The organism is Ruegeria sp. SATB027, assembly GCF_059613825.1.
The window spans coordinates 1-23786 of record NZ_JBXWTH010000004.1 but is presented as its reverse complement, the minus strand read 5'-3'; the positions used below and the strand labels follow the sequence as shown (position 1 = coordinate 23786).

17 protein-coding genes are annotated in these 23786 nt (G+C 54.8%); 12 read left to right on the top strand and 5 right to left on the bottom strand.

Annotated features, from left to right (window positions below; genetic code table 11):
• Positions 1 to 39: 39 nt before the first annotated feature.
• A complete protein-coding gene (locus AC2FPW_RS00165) occupies positions 40 to 822 on the bottom strand; it encodes a DeoR/GlpR family DNA-binding transcription regulator (RefSeq protein ID WP_496812176.1) in 783 nt (260 codons plus the stop codon).
• Positions 823 to 968: 146 nt separating this feature from the next.
• Between AC2FPW_RS00165 and AC2FPW_RS00160 the strand changes: the two genes are divergently transcribed.
• The 11 genes from AC2FPW_RS00160 (at position 969) to AC2FPW_RS00110 (ending at position 16628) form a co-directional block, all read left to right on the top strand.
• Complete coding sequence (locus AC2FPW_RS00160) at positions 969 to 3392, top strand: GcvT family protein (RefSeq protein ID WP_496812175.1); 2424 nt, start codon at positions 969 to 971, stop codon at positions 3390 to 3392.
• A gap of 15 nt (positions 3393 to 3407) precedes the next feature.
• A complete protein-coding gene (locus AC2FPW_RS00155) occupies positions 3408 to 4340 on the top strand; it encodes a phosphotransferase (protein ID WP_496812174.1) in 933 nt (310 codons plus the stop codon).
• 724 nt (positions 4341 to 5064) lie between these two features.
• The gene (locus AC2FPW_RS00150; protein ID WP_480477671.1) at positions 5065 to 5634 is read left to right on the top strand and encodes a helix-turn-helix domain-containing protein; all 570 of its coding nucleotides are present in this window, start codon (positions 5065 to 5067) and stop codon (positions 5632 to 5634) included.
• A gap of 221 nt (positions 5635 to 5855) precedes the next feature.
• On the top strand, positions 5856 to 7442 hold the full coding sequence (locus tag AC2FPW_RS00145) for an ABC transporter substrate-binding protein (protein ID WP_496812173.1): 1587 nt from the start codon (positions 5856 to 5858) through the stop codon (positions 7440 to 7442).
• Positions 7443 to 7496: 54 nt separating this feature from the next.
• Positions 7497 to 8438, top strand: coding sequence for an ABC transporter permease (locus AC2FPW_RS00140; protein WP_496812172.1), 942 nt, complete (start codon positions 7497 to 7499; stop codon positions 8436 to 8438).
• 104 nt (positions 8439 to 8542) lie between these two features.
• Positions 8543 to 9301, top strand: a complete 759-nt coding sequence (locus tag AC2FPW_RS00135; RefSeq protein WP_496812171.1) for an ABC transporter permease — start codon at positions 8543 to 8545, stop codon at positions 9299 to 9301.
• Between the two features lie 10 nt (positions 9302 to 9311).
• Complete coding sequence (locus AC2FPW_RS00130) at positions 9312 to 10307, top strand: ABC transporter ATP-binding protein (protein ID WP_496812170.1); 996 nt, start codon at positions 9312 to 9314, stop codon at positions 10305 to 10307.
• A complete protein-coding gene (locus AC2FPW_RS00125; protein ID WP_496812169.1) occupies positions 10304 to 11305 on the top strand; it encodes an ABC transporter ATP-binding protein in 1002 nt (333 codons plus the stop codon). Before AC2FPW_RS00130 ends, AC2FPW_RS00125 begins: the two co-directional genes overlap by 4 nt.
• Positions 11244 to 13094, top strand: a complete 1851-nt coding sequence (locus tag AC2FPW_RS00120; RefSeq protein WP_496812168.1) for an aminopeptidase P family protein — start codon at positions 11244 to 11246, stop codon at positions 13092 to 13094. The genes AC2FPW_RS00125 and AC2FPW_RS00120 overlap by 62 nt, the downstream gene beginning before the upstream one ends.
• A gap of 173 nt (positions 13095 to 13267) precedes the next feature.
• Positions 13268 to 14371: a M24 family metallopeptidase gene (locus AC2FPW_RS00115; RefSeq protein ID WP_496812167.1), complete on the top strand. Its 1104-nt coding sequence runs from the start codon at positions 13268 to 13270 to the stop codon at positions 14369 to 14371.
• A gap of 277 nt (positions 14372 to 14648) precedes the next feature.
• Complete coding sequence (locus tag AC2FPW_RS00110) at positions 14649 to 16628, top strand: bifunctional 2',3'-cyclic-nucleotide 2'-phosphodiesterase/3'-nucleotidase (protein ID WP_496812166.1); 1980 nt, start codon at positions 14649 to 14651, stop codon at positions 16626 to 16628.
• A 709-nt stretch (positions 16629 to 17337) separates the two neighbouring features.
• Here AC2FPW_RS00110 and pbfA read toward each other — a convergent pair.
• The 4 genes from pbfA to AC2FPW_RS00090 all read right to left on the bottom strand — a co-directional run bounded on the left by pbfA (position 17338) and on the right by AC2FPW_RS00090 (position 22714).
• Positions 17338 to 18690, bottom strand: a complete 1353-nt coding sequence (pbfA, locus tag AC2FPW_RS00105) for a (R)-1-hydroxy-2-aminoethylphosphonate ammonia-lyase (RefSeq protein WP_496812165.1) — start codon at positions 18688 to 18690, stop codon at positions 17338 to 17340.
• A gap of 106 nt (positions 18691 to 18796) precedes the next feature.
• Entirely contained in the window at positions 18797 to 20260 is a 1464-nt protein-coding gene (phnY, locus tag AC2FPW_RS00100) for a phosphonoacetaldehyde dehydrogenase (protein ID WP_480477695.1), read from the bottom strand.
• A 3-nt stretch (positions 20261 to 20263) separates the two neighbouring features.
• Positions 20264 to 21508 (bottom strand): phosphonoacetate hydrolase, encoded by a 1245-nt coding sequence (phnA, locus tag AC2FPW_RS00095; RefSeq protein ID WP_496812164.1) that lies wholly within the window; start codon positions 21506 to 21508, stop codon positions 20264 to 20266.
• Positions 21509 to 21526: 18 nt separating this feature from the next.
• On the bottom strand, positions 21527 to 22714 hold the full coding sequence (locus AC2FPW_RS00090) for a 2-aminoethylphosphonate--pyruvate transaminase (protein ID WP_496812163.1): 1188 nt from the start codon (positions 22712 to 22714) through the stop codon (positions 21527 to 21529).
• A 120-nt stretch (positions 22715 to 22834) separates the two neighbouring features.
• Between AC2FPW_RS00090 and AC2FPW_RS00085 the strand changes: the two genes are divergently transcribed.
• Positions 22835 to 23725, top strand: a complete 891-nt coding sequence (locus tag AC2FPW_RS00085; protein WP_480484611.1) for a LysR substrate-binding domain-containing protein — start codon at positions 22835 to 22837, stop codon at positions 23723 to 23725.
• Positions 23726 to 23786 lie beyond the last annotated feature (61 nt).

The following is a 23786-nucleotide window of genomic DNA, read 5'->3' as shown; positions in this document are numbered from 1 at the left end:
GGTAAACAGTAGGAAAAAACGTCCGCTCCCAAGGGCCAATCACTCATCAAAAGCTTGAAACTGATCTGCGGCGATTACTGTCTTTGCCCGACCTATGACGCCTTCAAATTTTGGCGCAGGCTTCCGCTCGGTTATCAGGAAGTCACTTGCCGAAAGAGCCGGAAGACGCAAGGCCGGTTTGGGTTCGGATGCCTGGAACTTGGTCGAGTCCACTGCCATGAAACATCGTTCGCTGATCGCCTTCATTGCGACCGCAATATCGACTTCGCATTGTTCGAACACCAAAAAACCCTGTTTCGGATCCACACGTGACGCCGACAGGATTGAGTACTCCACCGACATATTTGCAATAACGTCAAAGGCCGCGCGGTCGAACGCTGCCCCGTCATGATTTCGAAGCTGTGTGCCTGCCATAAAGACCCGGTTGCCGTTCCCCATGGCCAAAGTTGTTGCGATGAACGCTGAATTCGTCACCACGGTAAGATCTCTGCGCGCCTTGAGGGCTTGGGCCACAAAACCTGACGTAGATCCCGTATCGATAGCAATGGACGCGTTATCTGGCACAAGGTTCAATATTGACTTGGCAATGGCGACTTTCGCTGCGCGGTTGGTTGTCATACGCGCTATGAAAGGGGGATCCAGAACCTTTTGGGTGCTGATCAACGCGCCGTGAACCTTGTCGATTTGCCCCGCATCCACCAACGGCTTTACAATTCGACGAATTGTCTGATCGGAAACGTTAAGCCTCTGCGCCAGGTCCGTGACCGAGATTCGGCCATGCATGTTAACCGCGCTCAGGATGTCCTTTTCGTATTTTGACATTCAGTCACTCGGATGTTGGACTTTAACAGGATAAATTGTAGCTACACCCTTAAATCAACAGATTTCAACACTCTTGTTTAATTTTTGTTGATTTATATTGGCCGATACGGTGATCTGGCACCCAATTTGTCGACAGGGGCGAGGCCATGACAACCCATTCTGCAAAACACCTTATTATTGGCGGCGGCATCATCGGATGCTCAATCGCTTATCATCTGGCCCAGGCAGGTGAGACGGATGTCGTCCTTCTGGAAAAGGCATCTCTGACAGAGGGGGCAACGTGGCATGCCGCCGGGCTGGTTGGGCAATTGCGATCTTCCCGCAATACAACCCGGATGCTGAAACGGTCAGTCGCGCTCTACGACCGGCTGGCCGACGAGACCGGTATGGAATTCGACTGGAAGAAAGTCGGCAGCTTGCGGCTGGCGGCAACCAAGGAACGGTTGCTGGAGGCAAAACGCTTGGCAACGATGGCACGCAGTTTTGACCTGGAGATGGAAATCATCTCACCAGCCGAAGCGAAAGCCCTGTTTCCCTATATCGATGCCGACGGGTTAGAGGGGGCCGCCTTTATTCCCTCGGACGGTCATGTCGACCCCGCTGGCCTGTGTCTGGCGATTGCAGCCGGTGCGCGTAACCACGGCGCACAGATCAGGCAGGGGGTGAAGGTTGAGGATTTCGAAATCCGCAATGGTCGCATAACCAAAGTGATAACAACCAACGGCGACTATGAGGCGGAAACCGTTGTGCTGGCCTCGGGCATGTGGAGCCGTGAACTGGCGGCAAAACTGGGCGTCGTGGTGCCAGCCTGCGCTGTCGAGCACCAATATGTCGTAACAGAACCATTGCCAGAGCCGGAATTGGTCAAGGGCCTGCCCACACTGCGCGACCCCGAGCGTCTGGTCTATTACAAGCCCGATGCTGGCGGGCGTCTGGTCATCGGAGGTTACGAAGACGACACATTGCCATTTGGAGAACGGGGTATTCCCGGAGAGTTTGTGCGCCAGTTGCTGCCTGACAATCTTGACCGTTTCGCGCCGCTGGCTGAACTTGCCGGTGTCGTCACCCCTGTCGTGAACCAGGTCGGAATCCGGCAAATCATCAATGGACCGATCCCCTATTCCGCCGATGGTGATTTTGTCATGGGCTGGGCCCCTGAGATCAAGAACCTGATGCTTTCGACCGGGTTCCTCTACGGCATTGCGGCTGGCGGGGGCGCGGGGGAAATGATCGCCGAATGGATTCTGAACGGGCGCCCAAGCCTGGATCTTTGGCCATTGGACGTGCGGCGGTTCAGCCCACATCATGCGACCAAGGCCTTTATGTATCCCCGAGCCGTCGAACATTACGCACATCACTACAAGATGCGCTATCCGGGCCAGGAGGCCGAGACCGCACGTAATTTGCGCTTGTCTCCACTATATAACCGATTGAAAGAACACGGGGCGGTTTATGGATCGAAGAACGGGTGGGAACGGCCTTTGTGGTTTGCCCCAGCTGGGGTCGCCCCAGTGGATCAGCTCGATTTCCTCAATCCCGGTTGGCATGTCTTCGCGGCCGAAGAACACCGCGCTGCCCGCGAAAGTGTCGTTCTGATCGACCAGTCGAGCTTTTCCAAGTTCGAGCTGATCGGCTCTGGCGCGTTGGATGTGTTGCAACACCTGGCGGTCTCAAACATGGACAAGCCGGATGGCAGCGTAATCTATACCCAACTTTGTAACGACAAAGGCGGCGTCGAGGCGGATGTCACCATCACCCGCCTGGGGCGCGACCATTTCTATATCGTGACCGGTGCCGGATTCGGGGTGCACGATTCCGACTGGATCCGACGTCATCTACCGGAAGACGGATCAGCACATTTAATCGAGTTTACCTCTTCCCGGGCCGTGATCAACATCTGCGGACCAAAAGCGCGCGACGTCCTGCAGGCGGTAACCGAAGAGGATATCTCAAACGCTGCGTTTCCCTTTGCAACAGCGCGCGACATTACAGTCGGAGCAGCAAGAGTGCGTGCGGTGCGCATAGGCTATACCGGCGAGTTGGGCTGGGAACTGCACATCCCAACCGAATTTGCACTTCATGTCTATGATCAGCTTTGGAAGGTCGGGCAGGCCCATGGCATCCGCGATATCGGCTACCGGGCCATTGACTCGCTGCGCCTGGAAAAGGGGTATCTTTATTGGAGCACCGACATCACTCCGGACTATACACCTGTAGAAGCGGGCCTGGGCTCTCGCGTCCACCTGAAATCGAAGGAAAGTTTCATAGGGCGCGATGTGCTGGAGGACCAGAAATCCAATGGCACGGCACAGATACTCTGTACCTTCGTGACCGAAGAAAAACTGCCGATGACCGGGGGGGAAACCATCCTGCACAATGGCGTAACCGTTTCGCGCGCCAGCAGCGGTGGTTATGGGTACCATGTCGGGAAAACGGTCATCTACGGCTATCTTCCGGTGGCGATGACGGACCAGACGGAATTCGAACTCGAACTGTTCGGTGACCGCAAACAAATCTGCCGGGTGGACGGGCCTCTGTTCGACCCGGCCAATGAACGGCTAAAAGCCTGAGGGGGAGGGCAGAAAATGACTGACGGAAACACTGACCGTGTCCTGAGTGAACTTCGCAACCTGAAAGGCTTTGAAGACACCTCAGCACAAAACAGCGAAATCAAGCGGCTGGGTGGGTTGACCAACCTGGTCTACAGAGTGGAAACCTGCGGACACACCATGATCGTTCGCATCCCCGGAGACGGCACCGCGGATTATATCGATCGTGGCGTTGAGATTCACAATGCCAAGGTCGCAGCCGAAGCTGGTATCGGTCCCGCTGTGCTTTGGGCGGATGCAGATACCGGTGTGATGATCAGTGACTGCGTTGACGATATCGTCACCATGACACCCGAGCTTTTCGCAACGCGCACCGGAGCGGCCGCGCGTGCCGGGCATGCCCTGCGGCAACTACACGAGTCACCCCGCCCTTTCGAGTTCCGGTTCGAACTTTTTTCGATGATCGATGAATATCTGAAAGTCCTGGCAACAAAGGATATTTCCCTGCCCGAAGGCTATACTGAAATTGTCGCCGAAGCGGCACCGATCAAACAGCTGCTGCAGGACAAGCCGGGCGCGCTGGTTCCCAGCCATTGCGATCCGCTTTGCGAGAACTTTCTCGACAACGGTGACCGTATGTGGATCGTGGATTTCGAATATTCCGGGATGAATGATGCCCTTTGGGACCTCGGCGATTTATCAGTCGAAGCCGGGCTGACCGAGAAGCAGGAAATCGAGATGCTGACGTCCTATTTTGGCGCGGCACCAACAGCGGCTCAATTCGGGCGAATGGTGATCTACAAGGCGATGTGCGATCTTCTGTGGACACTCTGGGGCTTGATCCAACATGCCGATGATAACCCGGCCGAAGATTTCTGGGCCTATGCTACGGGTCGCTTCGACAGGTGCAAGGCACTGATGTTCAATCCTGCTTTCGGAGCCCATGTTCAGGCAGTTGCGAACGAATAATGCAGATGGATAAGTTGCAATCTCTTGATGAATGACTGGCATGTGGAAATGAAAAATGGTTCGGACAAATGGGATTCGAACAGGTTTCACGATAGGCTCTTTGAGGGGCAGCGACGTCCCCAAAACGGCGGTTAAAATGCTGTGCTGTTCTACCTGAGGCACAGTTTCCTGTCGTGATCGAACAGATATCATAGCTGAATGCGGTCCGAGAGTTGATTTGGCGACCTCAACACACGGGTTGCGATTATTCACCGTTGGTCTTCGCACGGGGCACATTTGAAGGAACGCTAAGTGCAGAATTCCTGGCGCTTGGGCGAAACGTATATCAACGCGACAGGTACGCGGGCGTTTCTACATCCATTCTTGAATGAAGGCGTCAAAATCACTGATTTCCTTCTGTGCACGCGGTGAAGAAAGTCGACCGCAACAAGGTCCCTTGTCAGATCTGAGTCTGTCATAGCGGCAGGCTGATTTGGTTACCTTCCTCACACGTGTTCGCCAAGACAACGCCTCTCATTCAGAAACTTGTAGCGACACGAAGGTCCGAACCAAATTTGCTTTTCAGGGTCAAAAACGCTTTTAGTAGAAACTTAGCCAATGATAACCGTACCGGTTATGAAGTTCGCCTAGGTAAGCGAATCGCTGTCCCCTTCGGACACTGGTACAGGATTTGCTGAAACAAGGCCTCTGAGAGCTGTCGAGCTCTACCACTAGAGAAGAAATGATGGATCAGAAAAATCACCCGTCTCAACTGGGGAAAGCAATTCGACGCCGCCGGAAAGCGCTTGGCAAAACACTTGTCGAAGTTGCGGATGAAGCTGATTTGACGACAGGGTTCATATCGCAGGTTGAACGCGGCATCAGTGCCCCGTCCCTGTCTTCGCTTATGGCAATTGCTGCATCTTTGAAGACCAGCATTGAACAGCTAGTCAGCGTTCCCGAGGAGTACACCGAATACGTTCGCAAAGATCGACGTCAAACCTATGCTTTGGGAGTCAACGGGCGGTTCTATGAGAAGTTGGGTCCGGGGTTTTCGGGCGCGCTTTTGTATCCTTGTATTGTACATCGCCCCGCGGGTCACATGTCCGAGAAGATGTGTCACGAAGGCGAGACCTTTTGTTATCTGATTTCGGGTCAGTTGGAATATCATCTGGGTGACGAAGTCCACATCATGTCGAGCGGTGACACGATACATCACGACGCGTCCAAGCCGCATTATTCGATCGTTCTAGGAGATACCGAAGCGGTTGAATTGTGGGTGGACACGACGCCGATCAAAAATACGTCCAAGTAATCGCACCGGCTGAACAGCTCACCGAAAGTTCTCCAAATTCTATCGCGGGGCCGCACTTGAAAGTGCTGCCCCGAACGTCGTGGCGTGCCCTAAAATTCTCAATCAATGCTCCTGTGGGCGCAATATGCAATTTACGTATTACTAAAAAAAGGTTTAGCAGTAATGAAATTAATATATACCACTTTCACGCGATGGAGAATCGCTTTGGGAGGAACTCATCAATGAAACGTAATTTGATGGCAGCGACTGCCGTCGTGGCCGCTGCAATGGCCCTACCTTTGTTTGCACAAGAGCGTGGTGGTATTCTGAATTTCGCCAGATATGACGGATCAAACCTGATTGACCCTATTTATGCCGATCGAAACCCTGACATCTGGATGGTTGGCAGCCTTTTCGACACGCTTTTGCGCCCCAGTGAAGATGGGAACTCTGTCATCCCAGGACTGGCCGAAGAATACAGTATCTCCGACGATGGACAGTCTGTATCGCTTACCTTGCGCAGCGACGTCTCGTTTTCGGATGGAACACCTTTGACCGGAGAAGACGTTGTCTTTTCGCTGGATCGCGCCCGCAATCCTGATCTGAGCCCATGGGCTGGGCTTCTCGGATCCATCGACAATGTAAGCGCGGAAGGAAACGTCATCTCGATCAGCCTGAAAGCGGCTGACCCGACAATCCTCTCTATGCTTGCCACTTTCACAACCGGCATTGTCTCCAAAGCCGTCTTTGAGGCGGCCGAAGGTTCCACTGACCAGGAAAAGTCCGCCGCAATCTTTGCAGCCAAAGGCCCCGGTGTCGGGTCCGGCCCTTTCTATCTGTGTGGATTTGAGCAGGGAACTTCCATGGAGTTCTGTGCCAACAAGAATTACTGGCGCATAGGGTCCGACGGCAAAGCGCTGCCCTACCTGGACGGTGTGCATTTCGAGATCATACCCGATGACGCAACTCGGATTCTGAAGCTTCAGGCCGGTGAGGTGGATGCCGCCGAGTTCATTCCCTTTTCACGTGTGCCGGAGCTTGAAGCAGACCAAGCGATCAACATGAACCTCTATCCGTCCACACGGATCATATATTCGCCGATCAACACGCGTGAAACCCGTGCTGACGGATCGCCTAACCCGTTGTCAGACGTTCGGGTTCGGCAGGCACTCAACTATGCCACCAACAAAGAGGCACTGATCGGGCTTGTGCTGCAAGGCGCCGGCAAGCCAATGACGTCGCCTTTGATGGCGGCGGCGACCCAGCTTTCCGCAAATCTTGATCCGTTGTATGCCTACGACCTTGACAAGGCGAAAGCTCTGATCGCCGAGGCCGGCGTAGCGCCAGGAACCGAAATCACCTTTACGACTTTGGCTGGCTCTGCGGATGACAGCACAATATTTGCGGCTCTTCAGCAAATGTGGGCTCCGTTGGGGATAAACCTGTCAGTCGAACAGGTGGATGGACCGACTCGTGGCGCCAAAAACCGCTCGGGTGAGTTTGACATCCACACCTATGGCTGGGTGAACGACGTAAACGACCCCAGCCAGGTCGTGGGCTGGTTGGGTCATACACCTACGGCCAATGCGGTCGGTACTGGTTGGGAAAACGCGGAGTTCAACGCTCTGTTTGAAGCTTCGGCAACCGAAATCGACGCCGAAAAAAGAGCGGCCCAGTATGCTGAAATGCAGGAAATATATGCAGATGCTGCTCCCTTGCTTTTCATGTATGAGACGCCTTTTGCGGTGGCCGTTTCGACCAGCGTGGACGGATACGTTCAGACACCACTGGGAAACAACGTCTTCGATCAGGCGACCGTCAGCCGCTGATCGCTTATATGCCGCCGGCAGTACCTGCCGGCGGTTCTTTTGACGGAGGCCTTGATGGCAACCCTTCAATACACGTTCAAACGCTTGCTGTTGATGATCCCCACATTCATCCTCGTGATGATCATTATCTTTGTTCTGGTTCGTCTCCTGCCGGGGGACCCGGCCATCGCCATCGCAGGAGATCGGGCATCGGATGCGGATCTTGCTGCTATCCGCGAACGGTTGGGACTGAACGAGCCGCTTTTGGTACAGTTCTGGCTGTTTCTGACAAATACGCTGCAAGGCGATTTGGGCCGGTCAATCCTGATGCGCGCACCGGTAACTGAAGTCATCATCAACCGTCTTCCGACCACGGCTTTTCTGACGATCTATGCTGTCCTCATGTCTTTGTTGATTGCAGGACCACTGGCGTTTGTTGCAGCTCTGAACCGCGGACGGTGGCCTGACGCAGTGATCCGCACGGTTTTCCAGGTGGGGCTGTCGATGCCTGTGTTTTACATCGGTCTGATTCTGCTGACCTTTCTTGCCGCACAGCTCAGGTGGTTTCCAGTCGGCGGCTACGGCGACACCTTTGGCGACAGGCTTTATCACCTGTTCCTGCCTGCCGTAGCGGTGGCGTTATATACGTCGGCGATCATCATGCGAAATCTGCGTGCTGCCATCATCGAGGTTCTGGATGCTGAATACGTTCAGTTTGCCCGAGCCAAGGGTTTGCCTGACAGGCTGATTTTGGGACGCCATGCGCTGCGTAACGCGCTGATTTCGACCGTTACACTTTTGGGTCTGTCCATCGGCAACCTCATGAGCGGAACACTGGTTACCGAAACAGTTTTTGCCGTGCCTGGTGTCGGACGTTTGATGCTTGAGGCGATTTTCGCGCGCGACTACCCGCTTATCCAGGGATTGACGCTGACCTTTGCGGTTCTGGTCTCGGTCGTATTCCTGCTTACGGACCTGTTTCAAAGCTCGTTGGACCCGAGGATGCGATTGACATGACCAACACTGCCACTTCTCCTGTTGGGGCGGGTGAGCCGCCAAGGACGCGCATGCCAGCGGCGCTGCGAAAACCGGGTTTCATAATAGGCCTTTGCATCATTGGAATGTCGACTTTGCTTGCGATCATGCCAAATGCTTTCGCCCCCTATGATCCCAATTTCATTGATTACACCGCGGTTCGCCAGCCACCAAGCTGGGCCCATCCCTTCGGCACCGACCTGCTGGGGCGCGACAGTCTGAGCCGCGTTATTTCAGCCTATTCGGTAAACATGCAGATGGCAGTCCTTGCCACAGTCTTTGCCCTGATCATTGGCGTCGTGGTTGGCGCGCTTGTCGGCTACTACCGCGGAATTGCCGATATGATCTTCGGGCGTGTCGTAGACGCGATCATCACGTTCCCAATTCTGGTTCTTGTTATCGCGGTCGTCGCCGTGCTTGGGCCTGGTTTGGTCAATATGTACATTGCGATAACGGTTGTTGGTTGGGTCTACTATGCCCGGTTAATGCGGGCCGAGGTCATCGCGCAGATGGGAAACGACTATGCTGCTGCTGGCATCGTCATGGGATACTCTGACAGGCGCATTATCTTTCGCCACCTTCTGCCGAACGCGATCACGCCGGTTATCGTTTACTGGATGACGGATATGGCACTGGCAATTCTGCTGGGTTCGTCGCTGGGTTATCTGGGTCTTGGCGCACAGCCACCGCAGGCGGAATGGGGTGTCCTGATCGCGGAAGGACGCAATTTTATCACAACGGCCTGGTGGTTGAGCCTGATGCCCGGGATCGCGATCGTTATCACAGGTCTTGGACTTTCCCTTATTGGCGATGGGTTAGCAGACCTGCTCAGGCCACGTGGGTAAGGAGTTGACAATGACAGGCAATCAGCAACCTATCCTCGAAGTCAAAAACCTGAGTACAACCTTCTGGAGGGAAGGGACCCCTCTGCCAGCTGTGCGAGACGTAAGTTTTTCCGTTCGACGTGGCGAAGTGCTGGGATTGGTCGGTGAAAGCGGTTCTGGCAAGAGTGTCACTTTGCGTTCGGTTCTGGGACTGTCGCGGCGCTATGGTGAAGTCACAGGAGTTGTGAATTGGCAGGGGCAAAACCTTGTTCCGCTTTCCGAACGAAAACTGAGGCGCATTCGCGGTGGCGAAATTGCGATGATCTTTCAAGAGCCGATGACATCGCTTAACCCGTTGTTGACGGTTGGCATGCAGCTGACCGAGACGTTGAAAGCGCATACCGACCTCAGTCGCGCAGCGCGCCGTGATCGGGCGGTTGAGATGCTGGATCATGTAGGGATTCCATCTGCTGCGTCACGTTTGGACGAATACCCACATCAGTTTTCTGGTGGTATGCGGCAGCGCGTTATGATCGCGATTGCTCTGGCAGCAAATCCGAAACTGTTGCTTGCCGATGAACCAACCACCGCATTGGACGTAACAATTCAGGCACAGATTCTTGATCTGATCTTGTCCTTGGCCGATGAGCTTCAAATGGGCGTGGTTCTTGTCACGCATGATTTAGGTGTGGTCGCTCAGACCTGTGAATCCTTGGCGGTCATGTATGCCGGGCGGGTGGTTGAACAGGGGGCTGTGCGTCAGGTTTTGAACGCACCACGCCACCCTTATACCGTAGGGCTGATGCGGTCTGTCCCTCAGAATGTGCCGCCGCGTACACCACTCTATTCGGTGCCGGGCACGCCTCCGAGTCTTGAGAAGTTGCCGGTCGGATGCGCCTTTGCCCCAAGGTGTCAGAGCACCATCGACGCGTGCCTGAACGCGCGTCCGCCTTTGTCGGCGATATCCGAAGGCCGTCATGTGGCGTGCTTCAATCATGTGCCCGCAGCTCAGGGAGACGTCGCATGACAGATACGGTCATGGAGATAAATGATGTGGGTCTTCAATTTCATTTGTCACGGTCGGTTCTTGACCTGATCAGCCAGCGACCCGGGCGGGTTGTCAACGCGCTGAACGGTGTTAGCCTCGAGCTCAAGCGAGGAGAAACGCTGGGAGTTGTCGGTGAGTCCGGCTGCGGTAAGTCCACACTTGCACGTTGCATAGTTAGGCTCCACCAGCCTCAGACCGGCAGTATCCGTTTCACTGGAAATGATATCTTTGACCCAAAATATCGTAACGAGCGCGATTATAATCGTCGCGTTCAAATGATGTTTCAGGATCCTTATTCGTCCCTGAACCCCCGCATGACGACTGGTCAGATTCTGTCCGAGGCTCTTAGTGTTCACAAGATGCGCCCCGAGAGTGAAATCCCCTCGCGCGTTATGGAACTGTTGGATCTGGTACGCCTGCCACAGGACGCCGCAAACAAATTACCGCACGAGTTTTCGGGGGGCCAGAGGCAACGAATTGCGATCGCTCGCGCACTGGCAGTCGAGCCGGAAGTTTTGATTGCCGACGAACTGGTTTCCGCGCTGGACGTTTCAGTACAGGCACAAGTGGTCAATCTTCTGCTTGAATTGCAGGACAAACTGAACCTCACAATTCTGTTCGTCGCACACGACTTGCGACTTGTACGTCACGTGTCGAACCGGGTGGCTGTGATTTATCTGGGCCGGATTGTGGAGATCGGCGACAGTGAAACCTTGTTCTCCGATCCCTCACATCCTTACTCCCAAGCTCTGCTCAGCGCCGCGCCTTCGCTTGATCCGGATGACAAGGGGAACGTCATTCGACTGGAAGGTGAATTGCCATCACCTATGAACGTACCGCCCGGATGCCCGTTCCACGTGCGCTGTCGCTTTGCCACAAGCCTGTGTCAGCGCGACGTTCCCGCACTCAGACAATTTGGGGGTTTTGGAGAAGTCGCCTGCCACCACGCGGAAGAGATCAAAGCAAATGCTGGATAGGTTTCACTTATGTCCGAGCGAGAGAATTTCGCTGTTCCGTGACCAACTGATTGTGCAGGACCTGGATGCCTTTGTATTACCGCGATTTGATGCTCATCAAGGTGAATACGTCGCACCGCATGACGAACGTCTGGCGTATCTGACCGGGTTCACCGGATCTGCCGGACTTGCTTTTGTAACACCCGAGATCGTCGCTCTTTTTGTCGATGGTCGATACAGCTTGCAGGCTGCGCAAGAGTGCAAAGGCGCGTTGTTCTCTCATCACCACCTTCATGGCGAGACGCCCGAAAAGTGGCTGAGAAAAGAAATGCGTATTGGTTGGCGGCTCGGATTTGACCCGATGCACATACCCCCGTCGTGGTTTGACCGGTTTGACGCAGCTTGCAAGGAAGGGGGCGCAACGATGGTGCCGCAACAAGTCAATCCAGTCGACGCGGTTTGGACAGATCAACCAGCACCACCCTGCGGTCGTGTGACAGTTTTACCGTCGCAAATTGCCGGGAAAAACTGTGCTGAAAAATGCACTAGTCTGGCAAACTATCTGGTTGAGCGACAGGCCGACTTTGTCGTCGAAACACAACCTGACAATATCGCCTGGTTACTGAACATCCGTGGGGCGGATGTTAACTATAATCCGGTAGTTAATTCGTTTCTTCTCGCACATCGCGATGGGGCGCTGGTTTGGTTTGTCGATCCGAAAAAGCTGGATGATTTCGTAGAGGGGGCACTGCCTTCTAATCTTCAGATAGTTCCTCAGGCTGAGTTTTTACCCACGCTCAAGGCCAGCTTTCAGCCAGGTCAGTTTGTTTTGGCTGATCCGGATTTCTCACCTGTCGCGGTAAGGCAAACCATTGAAGAAGCCGGAGCGAAGCTTGGTTCTGAACGCAGTGTGATTACCCTGACTAAGGCATTGAAAAACACGATTGAACTGGAGGGTCTTCGAACCTGCCATTTCATCGACGGAATTGCGTGGGCAGAATTTGGGGCCTGGCTTGCAGACACTGTTCCCGTTCGCGCCGAAAGTGGTGACCCCCTGATAGAGCGTGAAGCAGAGCAAAAACTGAGGGCGCTGCGCTGCGCACAACAAGGTTTCCTTGATGACAGTTTTCACGCGATCTCAGCAGCAGGCGTGAACGCGGCGATGTGCCACTATAGCGCAACCGCGGATCGGAATGATCCTATCCGACCGGATCAAACCTATCTTATGGACAGCGGCGGACAATACGAGACTGGCACAACCGACACCACCCGGTGCTACGCTTTTGGATCACGACCGGAAGGGTATGATGAGGCATACACGGCAGTCTTCAAGGCCTTCTATGCCTTGGCCACCTTACGGTTCCCACCTGGTACCCAAGGGCACCATATCGACGGGATCTGTCGTCGCCCGTTGTGGGATCTCGGGCTGGACTATGACCATGGGACCGGTCACGGCATCGGCCATCGACTGTCAGTGCACGAACACCCGCAGAGAATAGGAAAACCCTATAACCCGATTGATCTGGAACCGGGCATGGTCATGTCGATTGAACCGGGGTTTTACAAGGCCGCCAGCTTCGGCATCCGCATAGAAAATGTCTTTGAGGTCGTCACAGAAGACAACGGTTTCCTCGCCTTCCGCAATATGACTTTTGTGCCAATTCAGACTGACATGCTGATTGTAGAAAACCTGACTCAGGCCGAACGGCACTGGTTAAATCAATATCATCGTCAAATCAGACAGATGCTTTCACCGCGATTGAGTGAGCCTGCAAAGGGGTGGCTGACAAAAGTGACGACTGCAATCTGAAACACGAAACGAACTATTGGCCGGGCTGCATACTGCTGTGCGGCGAAACGAATGGCAACGTTTCCAACTGTCAGAACACCAAACCAATGACGGTTCGCGTGTGGCGTAAGAATAATAAGATCTGCCGAGATCGCCGAAGCGGGTGGTTTTGGTCACAATAAAGGTTGGTAAGGATGCCAGATTTATCAGAATATCGCCGGTTGGCCCGTGAAATCTCTGTCGATGCCGTGGCATTGGTGCCGGGTCCGAATTTCGACCGAGCCATGGGCAAGTCTTTCATGACCAACGAACGCCCCATCGTGGTTGTGATCCCCGCATCAGGAGAACCCGCTGCCATTGTTCCAAATCTGGAACTTGGCTCGTGGGATCAATTAAGGTTCGAAGGAGCGGTATTCGATTGGCGGGATGAGGCGGGTTACAAAGGGGCTTTCTCCGCTTTGGCGAACCACCTGAGCATCGCGTCCCTTGCAGTTGAAGGACAGGTCATGCGTGTTTTTGTCTCTGACGCGCTGACCGAAGCTATGCCTGGGTTACAAATAACTGATGCGGAACACCAAATCTCGAACCTGCGACTGATCAAGTCCAGCAAGGATGTGGCCTCCATGCAAGCTGCGATCACCATCTCGGAACGTGCGCTTGAGCGGGTTATCGGAACGGTACACGCAGGTCAGACCGAGAAACAGATCGAACAGGATTTGATCCAGGCAATGTTTGCCGAAGGTGCCGATTCACTGGCCTTTACACCGATTGTGGTCGCTGCCGACAACTCGGCCCGACCACATGGGAAAGCGCGTATGGATTATCGGATTCAAACCGGCGATGCGCTGCTCTTTGACTTTGGCGCGCGCAAGGATGGATTTGTCGCGGATATCACGCGAACCTTTTTCGTTGGCGAAGTCTCAGATGAGGGCAAGGCCGTCTACGAAACTGTATTGCGAGCAAATCAGATGGGTCTGAACGTGTGTCGCCCCGGTGTGACGGCCCATGATATCGATGATGCAGTCATCGGCGTTCTTGAAGCGTCCCCTTTCGCCAATCGCATCCGCACCAAGACAGGCCACGGATTGGGTCGGGATGTGCACGAGGCTCCATATATCATGCGCGGAAACAACCAGGTAATGCGCGCAGGCATGGTCTGGACCAACGAACCGGGTCTGTATGACCTGGGCAATTTCGGTGTCCGTATTGAAGATGACGTCTTGGTCACAGAAGACGGGTGCCAATCACTGACCAGTTTCCCGAAAGAGCTTATTGTCCTGGGGGCGGGACGTCGATAACCGGGCTGTCCCATCCACACGGTTGGCGGTCAGTGGATGGCTGCCAACATGATGCGGGTTGGATATGTCGCAAAGCACTGATTGTGAGGCATTGTCTTGGCAATCGCAGGGCACGGGTTCCCCTTCTGCCATGTCTTATCAAGTACAGGAAGTTGGGCTATTGTACTTGGCATTGCGCCTACACATGACGCGTCTAAAGCGCTGGCAACCTGTTTCATATGGATGTTGCGAATTTCAGGCAAAAAGACGCGTTGACCACAAACCTGAAAGGTGACCCATGTCTTTCTCAAGCCGTTCTTCAATTTCACGACGCCGCTTCCTTGCCACGACAACCGCTGGTGCGGCGGCAATTACCCTGCACCCGTTTTCGGTGGCGGCGGCCAATAATCAGGCGCATCTGCGCATCATGGAAACCACCGACATCCATGTCCATGTGTTCCCTTATGATTATTATGCGGACAAACCCCGCGACACGGTGGGCCTGTCCCGCACAGCGTCGATCATCAACGAAATCCGATCTGAGGCGACAAACTCGATCTTGGTGGACAACGGCGATTTTCTGCAAGGCAATCCGATGGGCGACTACATCGCTTACGAGCGCGGCATGAAGGACGGCGACAGCCATCCCATCATCACGGCCTTCAATACGGTCGGGTATGATGCCGCGACGCTGGGCAATCACGAGTTCAACTACGGTCTGGATTTCCTGAACAAGGCTTTGGCCGGTGCCGAGTTCCCTGTTGTTCTGGCCAACGTCGCCAAGGAAAAAGGTGCGAACCCGCGTGACGATAAGACCCTTGTTCAGGCCTATGCCATTCTCGACCGTGAAATCGAGATGGGCGACGGCACCAAACATCCGATCAGGATCGGTGTCATCGGCTTTACCCCGCCACAAATCGTGAACTGGGACCGCAGGCATCTGGAGGGCAATGTTCAGGCCCGCGATATCGTCGAGACGGCTCAGGCCTATGTACCCGAGATGAAGGAACAGGGATGTGACCTGATCATCGCCCTGTCGCATTCGGGGATCGGGGGGGCCGATCATGAGGACGGCATGGAAAACGCATCGGTGGTTCTGGCAGGGGTCGACGGGATCGACGCGCTGGTCACCGGCCACAATCACCTGGTTTTCCCGTCACCGACATTTGCTGACCGCCCCGGGATCGACGTGGAAAAAGGCACGCTGATGGGCAAACCTGCCGTCATGGGCGGTTTCTGGGGGTCGCATCTTGGCCTGCTGGACCTGCTTTTGGAACGGGACGGCAATGAGTGGCGCGTCGTTACCACAACCTCCGAGGCGCGCCCGATATCCAAACGTAACGAAGATCGATCGATCACCGCTCTGGTCGAAGATGATCAGAAGGTTCTGGAATCGGTTGCGAAAGCTCATGACGAAACGCTGGCCTATGTTCGGCGCGCGGTCGGCAAGACCTCGGCCCCGCTGCACAGCTATTTCGCGTTGGTCGCGGATGATCCGTCCGTGCAGATCGTCTCGATCGCGCAGAAATGGTATGTCGAAGACATGCTGAAAGGCACCGAGCATGAAGGGCTGCCAATCCTGTCTGCGGCAGCACCGTTCAAGGCTGGTGGCCGAGGGGGTCCAGAGTATTACACCGATGTCCCGGTCGGGGACGTTGCCATCAAGAACGTGGCAGATCTGTACCTCTATCCAAACACGGTCCGCGCTGTTCGCGTGAGCGGGGCGCAGGTGCGTGGCTGGCTGGAACGCTCGGCCGGTATGTTCAATCAGGTCGAAGCTGGGTCCAAGGATGCGATCCTTCTGAACCCCGAGTTCCCGTCGTACAATTTCGACGTGATGGACGGTGTGACCTATCAGATCGACCTGTCGCAACCGTCGCGCTTTGGACCAAAGGGCGAAGAGGTGAACCCCGACGCAGCACGGATCGTGAACCTTGCCTTCAATGGCGCGCCTGTTACGGATGACATGGAGTTCATCATTGCCACCAACAATTACCGTGCATCCGGTGGTGGCGCGTTCCCGGGCGCAATGGGCGACACGATCGTGTTCGAAGCACCGGACACCAACCGCGACGTCATTGTTCGCTACATTGTCGAACAGGGCACAATCGATCCCAAAGCGGATGCCAACTGGTCGTTTTCACCGTTGGAGGACACCACGGTGTTGTTCGAGACGGGTCCAAAAGCCCGCGACTATATGGGCGACGTCAAAGGTGTGGCAATCGAGGACGCCGGGGAAGGCGCTGACGGTTTCGCAGCCTTCCGCATTAAGCTCTGATCCGAAAGAAATGTCGCAACGATAACCTGACCCGCCACCTTGGTAACTCGGTGGCGGGTTTGCGCTGAACACCCGTACAGCTCGAAGGCATCTGCCCCTGCAGAGGCAGATGCTACATTTTCAATTCGCGTTCCCGACAAGCGTCGTGGCGGCAGGTCACAGAACTTAGCGAACCGTTGGATCGCCAACTGAGCTTCTGCGCTCCCAGTTCTGTCAAAGAAGCTGAATGGGTGAAGGCAGGGGCAAGTTGGTGAAATCTGTATTCAAAGATCTCGCGGCAAAGGGAGATTGAATACCCTATGGCAGGAAAAAGTAGTCGCCTGCTGAACGGCATCTTGTTTCTCAGTTTTTTGCAAAGACGACGGGCTGCGATCTGTAAAGCACAGCAACAACAGGTCTTTCAGTTTCTGAATGACATTCGATACCATGAAAGACTCCGCTCTGTTGATATTTAGTTCCTGTAATCCCGTCAGTTTGTTCAGTCTCATTTGTACCAGAGGCCGAATTGAAGATTTTGTCTTTCCCGTTACTTTCGTCAGCGTTTGAAGCCTGAGTGCAGTTGGATATTACAACGCCATCGGCCAAATCCAAATTCTATTGTACGCCGTGCGCCATCGGACTCGTTGTCTTACATCGCACTTTGGGGTCTTCGTCGCTGTCTCGGCTAGCCTCTTTTTACTTACTGCCGAGTTTTGACTGATCCGACGTGTCAACTCTCGGCCTTGATCGCAGCGATCACAATGTCGATTGCGTGGTCCAGATCCGATTGCGAGATGGTCAGCGGCGGCGACAGTGTCAGAACGCATCCCTGACTGATCTTATAGCTCAAACCGGCCTCCAGACAGGCGTAGTAAATCCGTTCGGCACGCGCATTGCCCGGTATCTTTTCAACGCGATCATCAACGATTTCGACCCCGAACATCAAACCCCTTCCCCGGATGTCTCCGACGGTGGGTACGTTCTGAAGTTCGTCCATCAGACGACCAATTGCGTGCTCCCCCAGCGTGGCCGACCGATGAACCAACCCCTCATCTTCGATGATCTGAAGTGTTGTCAAAGCGGCCCGCGCGGTGACCGGGTTCTTTTCGTGTGTGTAATGACCAATGGCAAAATCCCCGCAGACATCCAATTGTTTGCGGGCAACACAAGCGGCAATGGGCAGGATACCACCGCCAAGCGCTTTTCCAAGCGTCACAATGTCGGGAATGATCTCGTCATGTTCAAAGGCGAACATCCTGCCGGTTTTGCCAAGGCCGGTCGGGATCTCATCCATGATCAAAAGCGCGCCGTGACGATTGCACGCCTCGCGCACGGATTTCCAAAACCCCGGCGGTGGTACATAGGGCACCGCGCGCATCGGTTCGGCTATGACTGCGGCCACATCTCCTTCACGCTCCAGAACATATTCGACCATTTTCGCGCAGGCCAACCCGCAGGTTTCCGGTCCCGCGTGATTGTATGGGCAACGGTAGCAGGCGAAGGGCGCGACATGTTCAGTGCCCGACAAGAGGGGACCCGCGATATGACTGCGGAACGTCGCCTCGCCACCGACGCTTGCGGCGCCGAAGCCCGCACCGTGGAAGGCATCCCAGAAGCTGATTGTTTTGAACCGACCGGTCGCGGCACGCGCGATTTTGAGGGCAACCTCGTTGGCGTCAGAGCCGCCAGTGGTAAAGAGCATCTTCCCCAGATCGCCAGGCACGATATCTGCCAGTTTTTCTGCCAAATCCACTGCCGGGTCATTGGTAAAGCGGCGGGGTGCAAAAGGAAGATCATCAAGTTGCGCTTTGATGGCGGCTATCAGACGCGGGTGCCCATAGCCTATGTGGTGCACCGAGTTGCCATGGAAATCCATGTACCGGCGACCCTCCATATCCTCGATCCAGATCCCCTCGGCCTTTGCAATAGTGCTGACGCAGGGTGATGACAGAGATTGATGCAGGAACACATCCGCATCGCGTTTGAGCAGAGGTGCCGACTTCGGCCCCATGGACTTTCGCAACCATGCCTTGCGCGCTTCGGATGTGTTTGATTCCCCTTCCGTGTGGACAATCTGTGGCATGTCCGCTCCTCATTTCTGTCATCAAAAGATGCGGGCCCCAAAAGGCCCGCCAGTATCAGGGAGGATTTGAAGCGTCCTTCCCGTCTGTGGGGAAAGGACACAAGGTTTAGTTGGGCCAGGGCAGCGAATAGGTTTTGACGTTGGTGAAGAACTTCATCGCCTCGATAACGCCCTCTTTCACCCCGTTTCCGCTGTCCTTGATGCCGCCAAAGGGTGACATTTCAATGCGGTAACCCGGCTGTTCCCAGATGTTGCAGGTGCCGACATTCAACCCGTTGATAAAGGCGATGGCCCTGTTCAGGTCATTGGTGCATACCCCCGAAGACAGGCCGAACTCGGTCGAATTCGATATCGCCATCACCTCTTCGTCGTTGTCTGGCACGCGCACGATCGGCACGATAGGACCGAAAGTTTCTTCCATCACCAGCTCGCTGTCATGGGGAACCTTGTCGACGACGATAGGCGGCAGCAATGCGCCCTGACGGCCCGGGTGATACAGGATTTCTGCACCCTCTTTCTCAGCCTGCAGAACGCGGTTCTCGAATATCTCCGCGGCTTTGTCGTGGATCACGCACCCCAGCTCGGTTTCGGGGTCTTGCGGATCGCCGAATTTGATCTTCTTGGCCTTCTCCAGAACCAGCGGCACAAACTTGTCGGCCACACTTTCCTGCACGAGGATGCGCTTGACAGCCGTACACCGCTGACCGGAGTTTCCGGTAGCCCCCGCCACTGCGATTGTTGCGGCTTTGTCCAAATCCGCATCGCTGAGGTCATTCAGAACGATCAGAGGATCGTTACCCCCAAGTTCCAGCGCCTGCCGCTTGTAGACGCCTTTCTCAGCGATCAACTTGCCCACCGGCACACCCCCGGTGAAGGTGATGATGTCGATATGTTCATTGGTGATCATCTCATCGCCAATGTCAGCCGGCCAGCCGGTCACCACCTGGAACATCTCGTGCGGCAGGCCTGCTTCATAAAGTATGTCGGCCAATGTCAGCGCAGTCAGCGGCGTCAGTTCGGTAGGTTTGCAAACCATGCAATTGTTGGTCGCAATCGATGGCGCGATTTTGTGGCTGACCATATTCAAAGGGTGATTGAACGGAGTGATCGCACTGATTGCTTTCACCGGCTCTCGGGTGGTGAAAATCTTGCGGGCTTTGCCATTGTGGGTCAGATCGCAGGAAAAGATCTCGCCATCGTCCTTTAGCGCCTCAGCCGCCGCAAACTGATAAACATCCTGTGCGCGTTTGGTTTCGTAGATCGCATGCTGGTGGCAGATGCCCAGCTCCAACGTCAGCCATTTTGCAAGGTAATCGCGTTTCTCGCCGATCAGCTCGCCTGCGCGCTGCAAAATCTGGCTGCGCTCGTACCGGGTCAGTTTAGGTTTGTAATTCGCCGCGATTTCGAAAGCCCTGCGTGCGTGTTCTGCGGTGCCAGCGGGAACATGGCCCACGACCTCGTTGGTGTACGGGTAAAGAACAGGAATGGTTTCATCGGTAAAGACGATTTCGCCACCGATCCGCATTCCTTCGTTACGAACTTCGATTTTCGACATGGTCTGGTCTTTCATGGCTTACTGTGCCGCCGCTGTAGTTGCGTAGAAAAAGGCATCAAAGTTGCGCAGCACGGGTTGGTTTGGCAGGTCGATGACACGGTTCACGATGAAGGGAACTTCTTGTTCCGTCAAACCACCATGGCTGCGCAGGGGCTCTTTGAGCGCTGCCAGATCGTGGCGATGCTCGGACGTTCCGATGCAGATGTTTTCGCCAGAAACCATTACAATGTCGCCAATCCGGTCACCGGGCAATTCGAACCGTTCAATGGCCTGAGCCTTGGTCAGCACATGGGTGATCCCGTCGGTCGCCTTGAGTTTGGCAATGATGTCGCTCTGATCCGCGCCATCCGGCAGATATGCGGTCGCGAACGAACCCAGTGCACCATGATGCACGACATAGGGGTCAGTGATCGGAAGGATGACTCGTGCCGCATCCTTGCCCAGCCATTCGTCCATCAGGTCTTGCACATAAACGACCGAAGGGGATCCATCTGCCAGGTGCTTAGGCTTCATGCCATGATCAGCCGTCACCACGATGGCGGCCCCCAATGCGTCCAACTCGCCCAGATAGCGGTCGAACATGGCGTAGAAATCAAGTGCGCCCTTTTGATCGGGTGCAAACTTGTGCTGGATATAGTCGGTAGTCGACAAATACATGACGTCGGGCTTGAACTCTTTCAGCAGCTTGACGCCTGCAGCAAAAACGAATTCCGACAGCTCGGCCGAGTATACCTCGGGCACATCCATGCCCAGCCACTTGCTGGCGTTGTCGATGCCATGTTCCTCAAGCGTTGTTTCGCCCGAACGCTCAGAAGAGAATGCAACCGCCCTGCCCTCGTCAAACTTCAGCCCGGCACCAAGCAGCGCGCGAAGCTTGTCCTTGGCGGTTACCATCGCCACGCGGAAACCTGCATCATAGAACTGCGAAAAGATGGTCGGCGCGCGCAGGAAGCGGACATCGTTCATCATAACCTCTTCACCGGTGTCGGGATCGATAAGGTAGTTGCCGCAGATTCCATGCACGATCGGCGGACGCCCGGTGGCAATCGAAAGATTGTTGGGGTTGGTGAACGACGGAATAACAGAATGCGCCAGACGGTCTGTACCTTCCTCCCGCATCCGTTTGAGGTTGGGCATCAGCCCTTTCGCAATCGCCACGTCGAGGTATTCAGGTTCACATCCATCAAGGCAGATGGCAATTGCGGGCACTTTGGGCGTCGGGTAGACGCGCTCATTTGCTTTGACAGGGGTTTGAATGGTCATCTGTGTTTTCCTTGATTTTTATGCGGCCAACTTGGCGCGTTCTTCCAGTGCCCGGAGAGGAGGCGCAGCGCTTGTCACGCCCATTTCTTCCAGAGATTCTTTTGCAGCGATCACAACTTTACGCATGACATCTTCGTCCATCTGGCCGATGCAACCGACGCGGAAACTGTCGACGACAGTCAGTTTGCCCGGGTAGATAATGAACCCTTTTTTCTTCATCCGGTTGTAGAACTGATCGAAAACGAAATTCTCATCAGCCGGGCAGAAGAAGGTAACGATGATCGGGCTCAACCAACGATTATCCAGCAGTGTTTCGAAACCCAGTTCCCGCATGCCCGCGACCATGACGTCCCGGTTGCGGGTATAGCGGGCGCCGCGACCTGCAACACCGCCTTCGGCAGTGTGCGCCCGAAGTGCCTCGATGAAGGCCGCAACCACATGCGTCGGCGGGGTAAACCGCCACTGTCCCGTTTTGTTCATATGCGCCCACTGCGCATACACATCCAGAGACAGCGAATGACTGTTGCCTTTTGCGGCTTCCAGCTCGGTCTTGCGCGCCACGATGAACCCGAAACCCGGAACGCCCTCGATGCATTTGTTCGCCGAAGACACCATGGCCTCGTAACGGATATCAGTGGGTTTGAGCTCAATCGCTCCAAAGGCGGACATCGAGTCAATCAAGAGCTTGCGCCCGGCGGCATATGTGACCTCCGAAATCTCTTCGACCGGGTTCAGGATGCCCGAGCTGGTTTCGCAGTGAATGGCGACGACATGCGTGATGTCCGGGTCATCCGCGAGAATGCGCGCAACCTCATCACCCCTCGGCGGCAGGTAATCGCCTTTGTCCAACACAACATGATCACGACCCAGGTACTGCAACGTTTGTGCTGAACGCTGCCCGTAGGCACCATTTGCCAATACCAACGCCTTTCCGTCTCGCGGAATAAAGGATGCCAGCATCGCCTCGACAGAAAACGATCCGCTGCCTTGCATCGGTACGCAATCGAACGCGTCGGCACCCTCGCCAAGCAGGTTCAGCAGGCTAGACCGCACCTCGCGCGTCATGGCGCGGAAATCATCGTCCCAGCTACCCCAGTCACGTAACATTGCCTCTTTGACCGCGTAGGACGTTGTCAAAGGACCGGGCGTCAAAAGGTAGGGTTCACCAAGGCGCGGTTGCTCTAATTTTGGTTTGGATGGCGTCATTACCAGGCTCCAGAACAGCGTTTTCAGGAACACAATTGCAGCAACGCCTGCTATATGTGAAATTGCAATTATCAATCTAATCATAAGCGCAGCCTATGAACGCATCTACAGGGAACCGCCATGCGACACAGCCAGTTGAAAGCCTTTCATTACGTGGCCAAACATGGGGGATTTTCCCGTGCGGCAGAGGCTTTGTATCTGACCCAGCCAGCGATTTCCGAGCAGGTCCGAAAACTGGAACAGGATCACGACCTGCTGCTGTTCCAGCGTGAACGAAAACGCGTGAACCTGACGCCCGAAGGCGAACAGCTTTACAGATTCACAAAACAATATTTCGAGATCGAAGATCAGATTGAGGATTACCTCTCTGAAACCAAAGCCGCGATCGATGGTGAATTAAGGATTATTGCCGATTCAGCGCATCACATGACGTCTTTTCTGGGTTCGTTCCAAAAGAAATACCCGAAAATCACGATCACTGTGCGATCCGGCAACACCGAAGAAATCCTGGAAGAGCTTCGGTCTTACAATGCGGAAATCGGTGTTGTTGGCAGCCTGTCTCCTGGCAAGGACATGGACGTATTGAATTTGGGGTCCACTGAAATTGTGGCCTTTGCTGCCCGGGGTGTGCTTTTGGCATCCAAACCCACCCTGACCCTGGAAGAGCTGGCCGAGTTGCCCCTGATTTTCAGAGAGCACGGGTCAAAAACACGCGAGAAACTGGAAGAAGCCGCCGAGAAACAAGGTATCAGGTTAAACCCGGCGATTGTTGCTGAAGGCCGAGAAGCCGTTCGCGAACTTGTTGCCTCGGGTGCAGGTATCGGTTTTGTTTCTCAGGCGGAATATGGGCACGATGATCGATTGCGGCAAATCAAGTTGAAGGGCGTAAATCTGCAAATGGGCGAGAGCATGATTTCCCTTTCCCAGCGTCGTGACGTCAAGATCATACGTGCGTTTATGGATTTTGCGGAGCGGGTGCATAAGGAGAAGGAAACCCCCGCAGATATGTGATCTGCGGGGATATTGAGTTTTTTTTGTGGATTACCTGCTGCGCCAGGCCTGTGTGCGGGCC

What these genes read in the sequence shown, in the direction of transcription:
- phnA (WP_496812164.1), bottom strand. Translation starts at nt 21,508, where the DNA reads ATGACCATTCAAACCCCTGTCAAAGCAAATGAGCGCGTCTACCCGACG.
- AC2FPW_RS00140 (WP_496812172.1), top strand. Translation starts at nt 7,497, where the DNA reads ATGGCAACCCTTCAATACACGTTCAAACGCTTGCTGTTGATGATCCCC.
- AC2FPW_RS00115 (WP_496812167.1), top strand. Translation starts at nt 13,268, where the DNA reads ATGCCAGATTTATCAGAATATCGCCGGTTGGCCCGTGAAATCTCTGTC.
- AC2FPW_RS00125 (WP_496812169.1), top strand. Translation starts at nt 10,304, where the DNA reads ATGACAGATACGGTCATGGAGATAAATGATGTGGGTCTTCAATTTCAT.
- phnY (WP_480477695.1), bottom strand. Translation starts at nt 20,260, where the DNA reads ATGAAAGACCAGACCATGTCGAAAATCGAAGTTCGTAACGAAGGAATG.
- AC2FPW_RS00130 (WP_496812170.1), top strand. Translation starts at nt 9,312, where the DNA reads ATGACAGGCAATCAGCAACCTATCCTCGAAGTCAAAAACCTGAGTACA.
- pbfA (WP_496812165.1), bottom strand. Translation starts at nt 18,690, where the DNA reads ATGCCACAGATTGTCCACACGGAAGGGGAATCAAACACATCCGAAGCG.
- AC2FPW_RS00150 (WP_480477671.1), top strand. Translation starts at nt 5,065, where the DNA reads ATGGATCAGAAAAATCACCCGTCTCAACTGGGGAAAGCAATTCGACGC.
- AC2FPW_RS00090 (WP_496812163.1), bottom strand. Translation starts at nt 22,714, where the DNA reads ATGACGCCATCCAAACCAAAATTAGAGCAACCGCGCCTTGGTGAACCC.
- AC2FPW_RS00160 (WP_496812175.1), top strand. Translation starts at nt 969, where the DNA reads ATGACAACCCATTCTGCAAAACACCTTATTATTGGCGGCGGCATCATC.
- AC2FPW_RS00135 (WP_496812171.1), top strand. Translation starts at nt 8,543, where the DNA reads ATGTCGACTTTGCTTGCGATCATGCCAAATGCTTTCGCCCCCTATGAT.
- AC2FPW_RS00155 (WP_496812174.1), top strand. Translation starts at nt 3,408, where the DNA reads ATGACTGACGGAAACACTGACCGTGTCCTGAGTGAACTTCGCAACCTG.
- AC2FPW_RS00110 (WP_496812166.1), top strand. Translation starts at nt 14,649, where the DNA reads ATGTCTTTCTCAAGCCGTTCTTCAATTTCACGACGCCGCTTCCTTGCC.
- AC2FPW_RS00165 (WP_496812176.1), bottom strand. Translation starts at nt 822, where the DNA reads ATGTCAAAATACGAAAAGGACATCCTGAGCGCGGTTAACATGCATGGC.
- AC2FPW_RS00085 (WP_480484611.1), top strand. Translation starts at nt 22,835, where the DNA reads ATGCGACACAGCCAGTTGAAAGCCTTTCATTACGTGGCCAAACATGGG.
- AC2FPW_RS00145 (WP_496812173.1), top strand. Translation starts at nt 5,856, where the DNA reads ATGAAACGTAATTTGATGGCAGCGACTGCCGTCGTGGCCGCTGCAATG.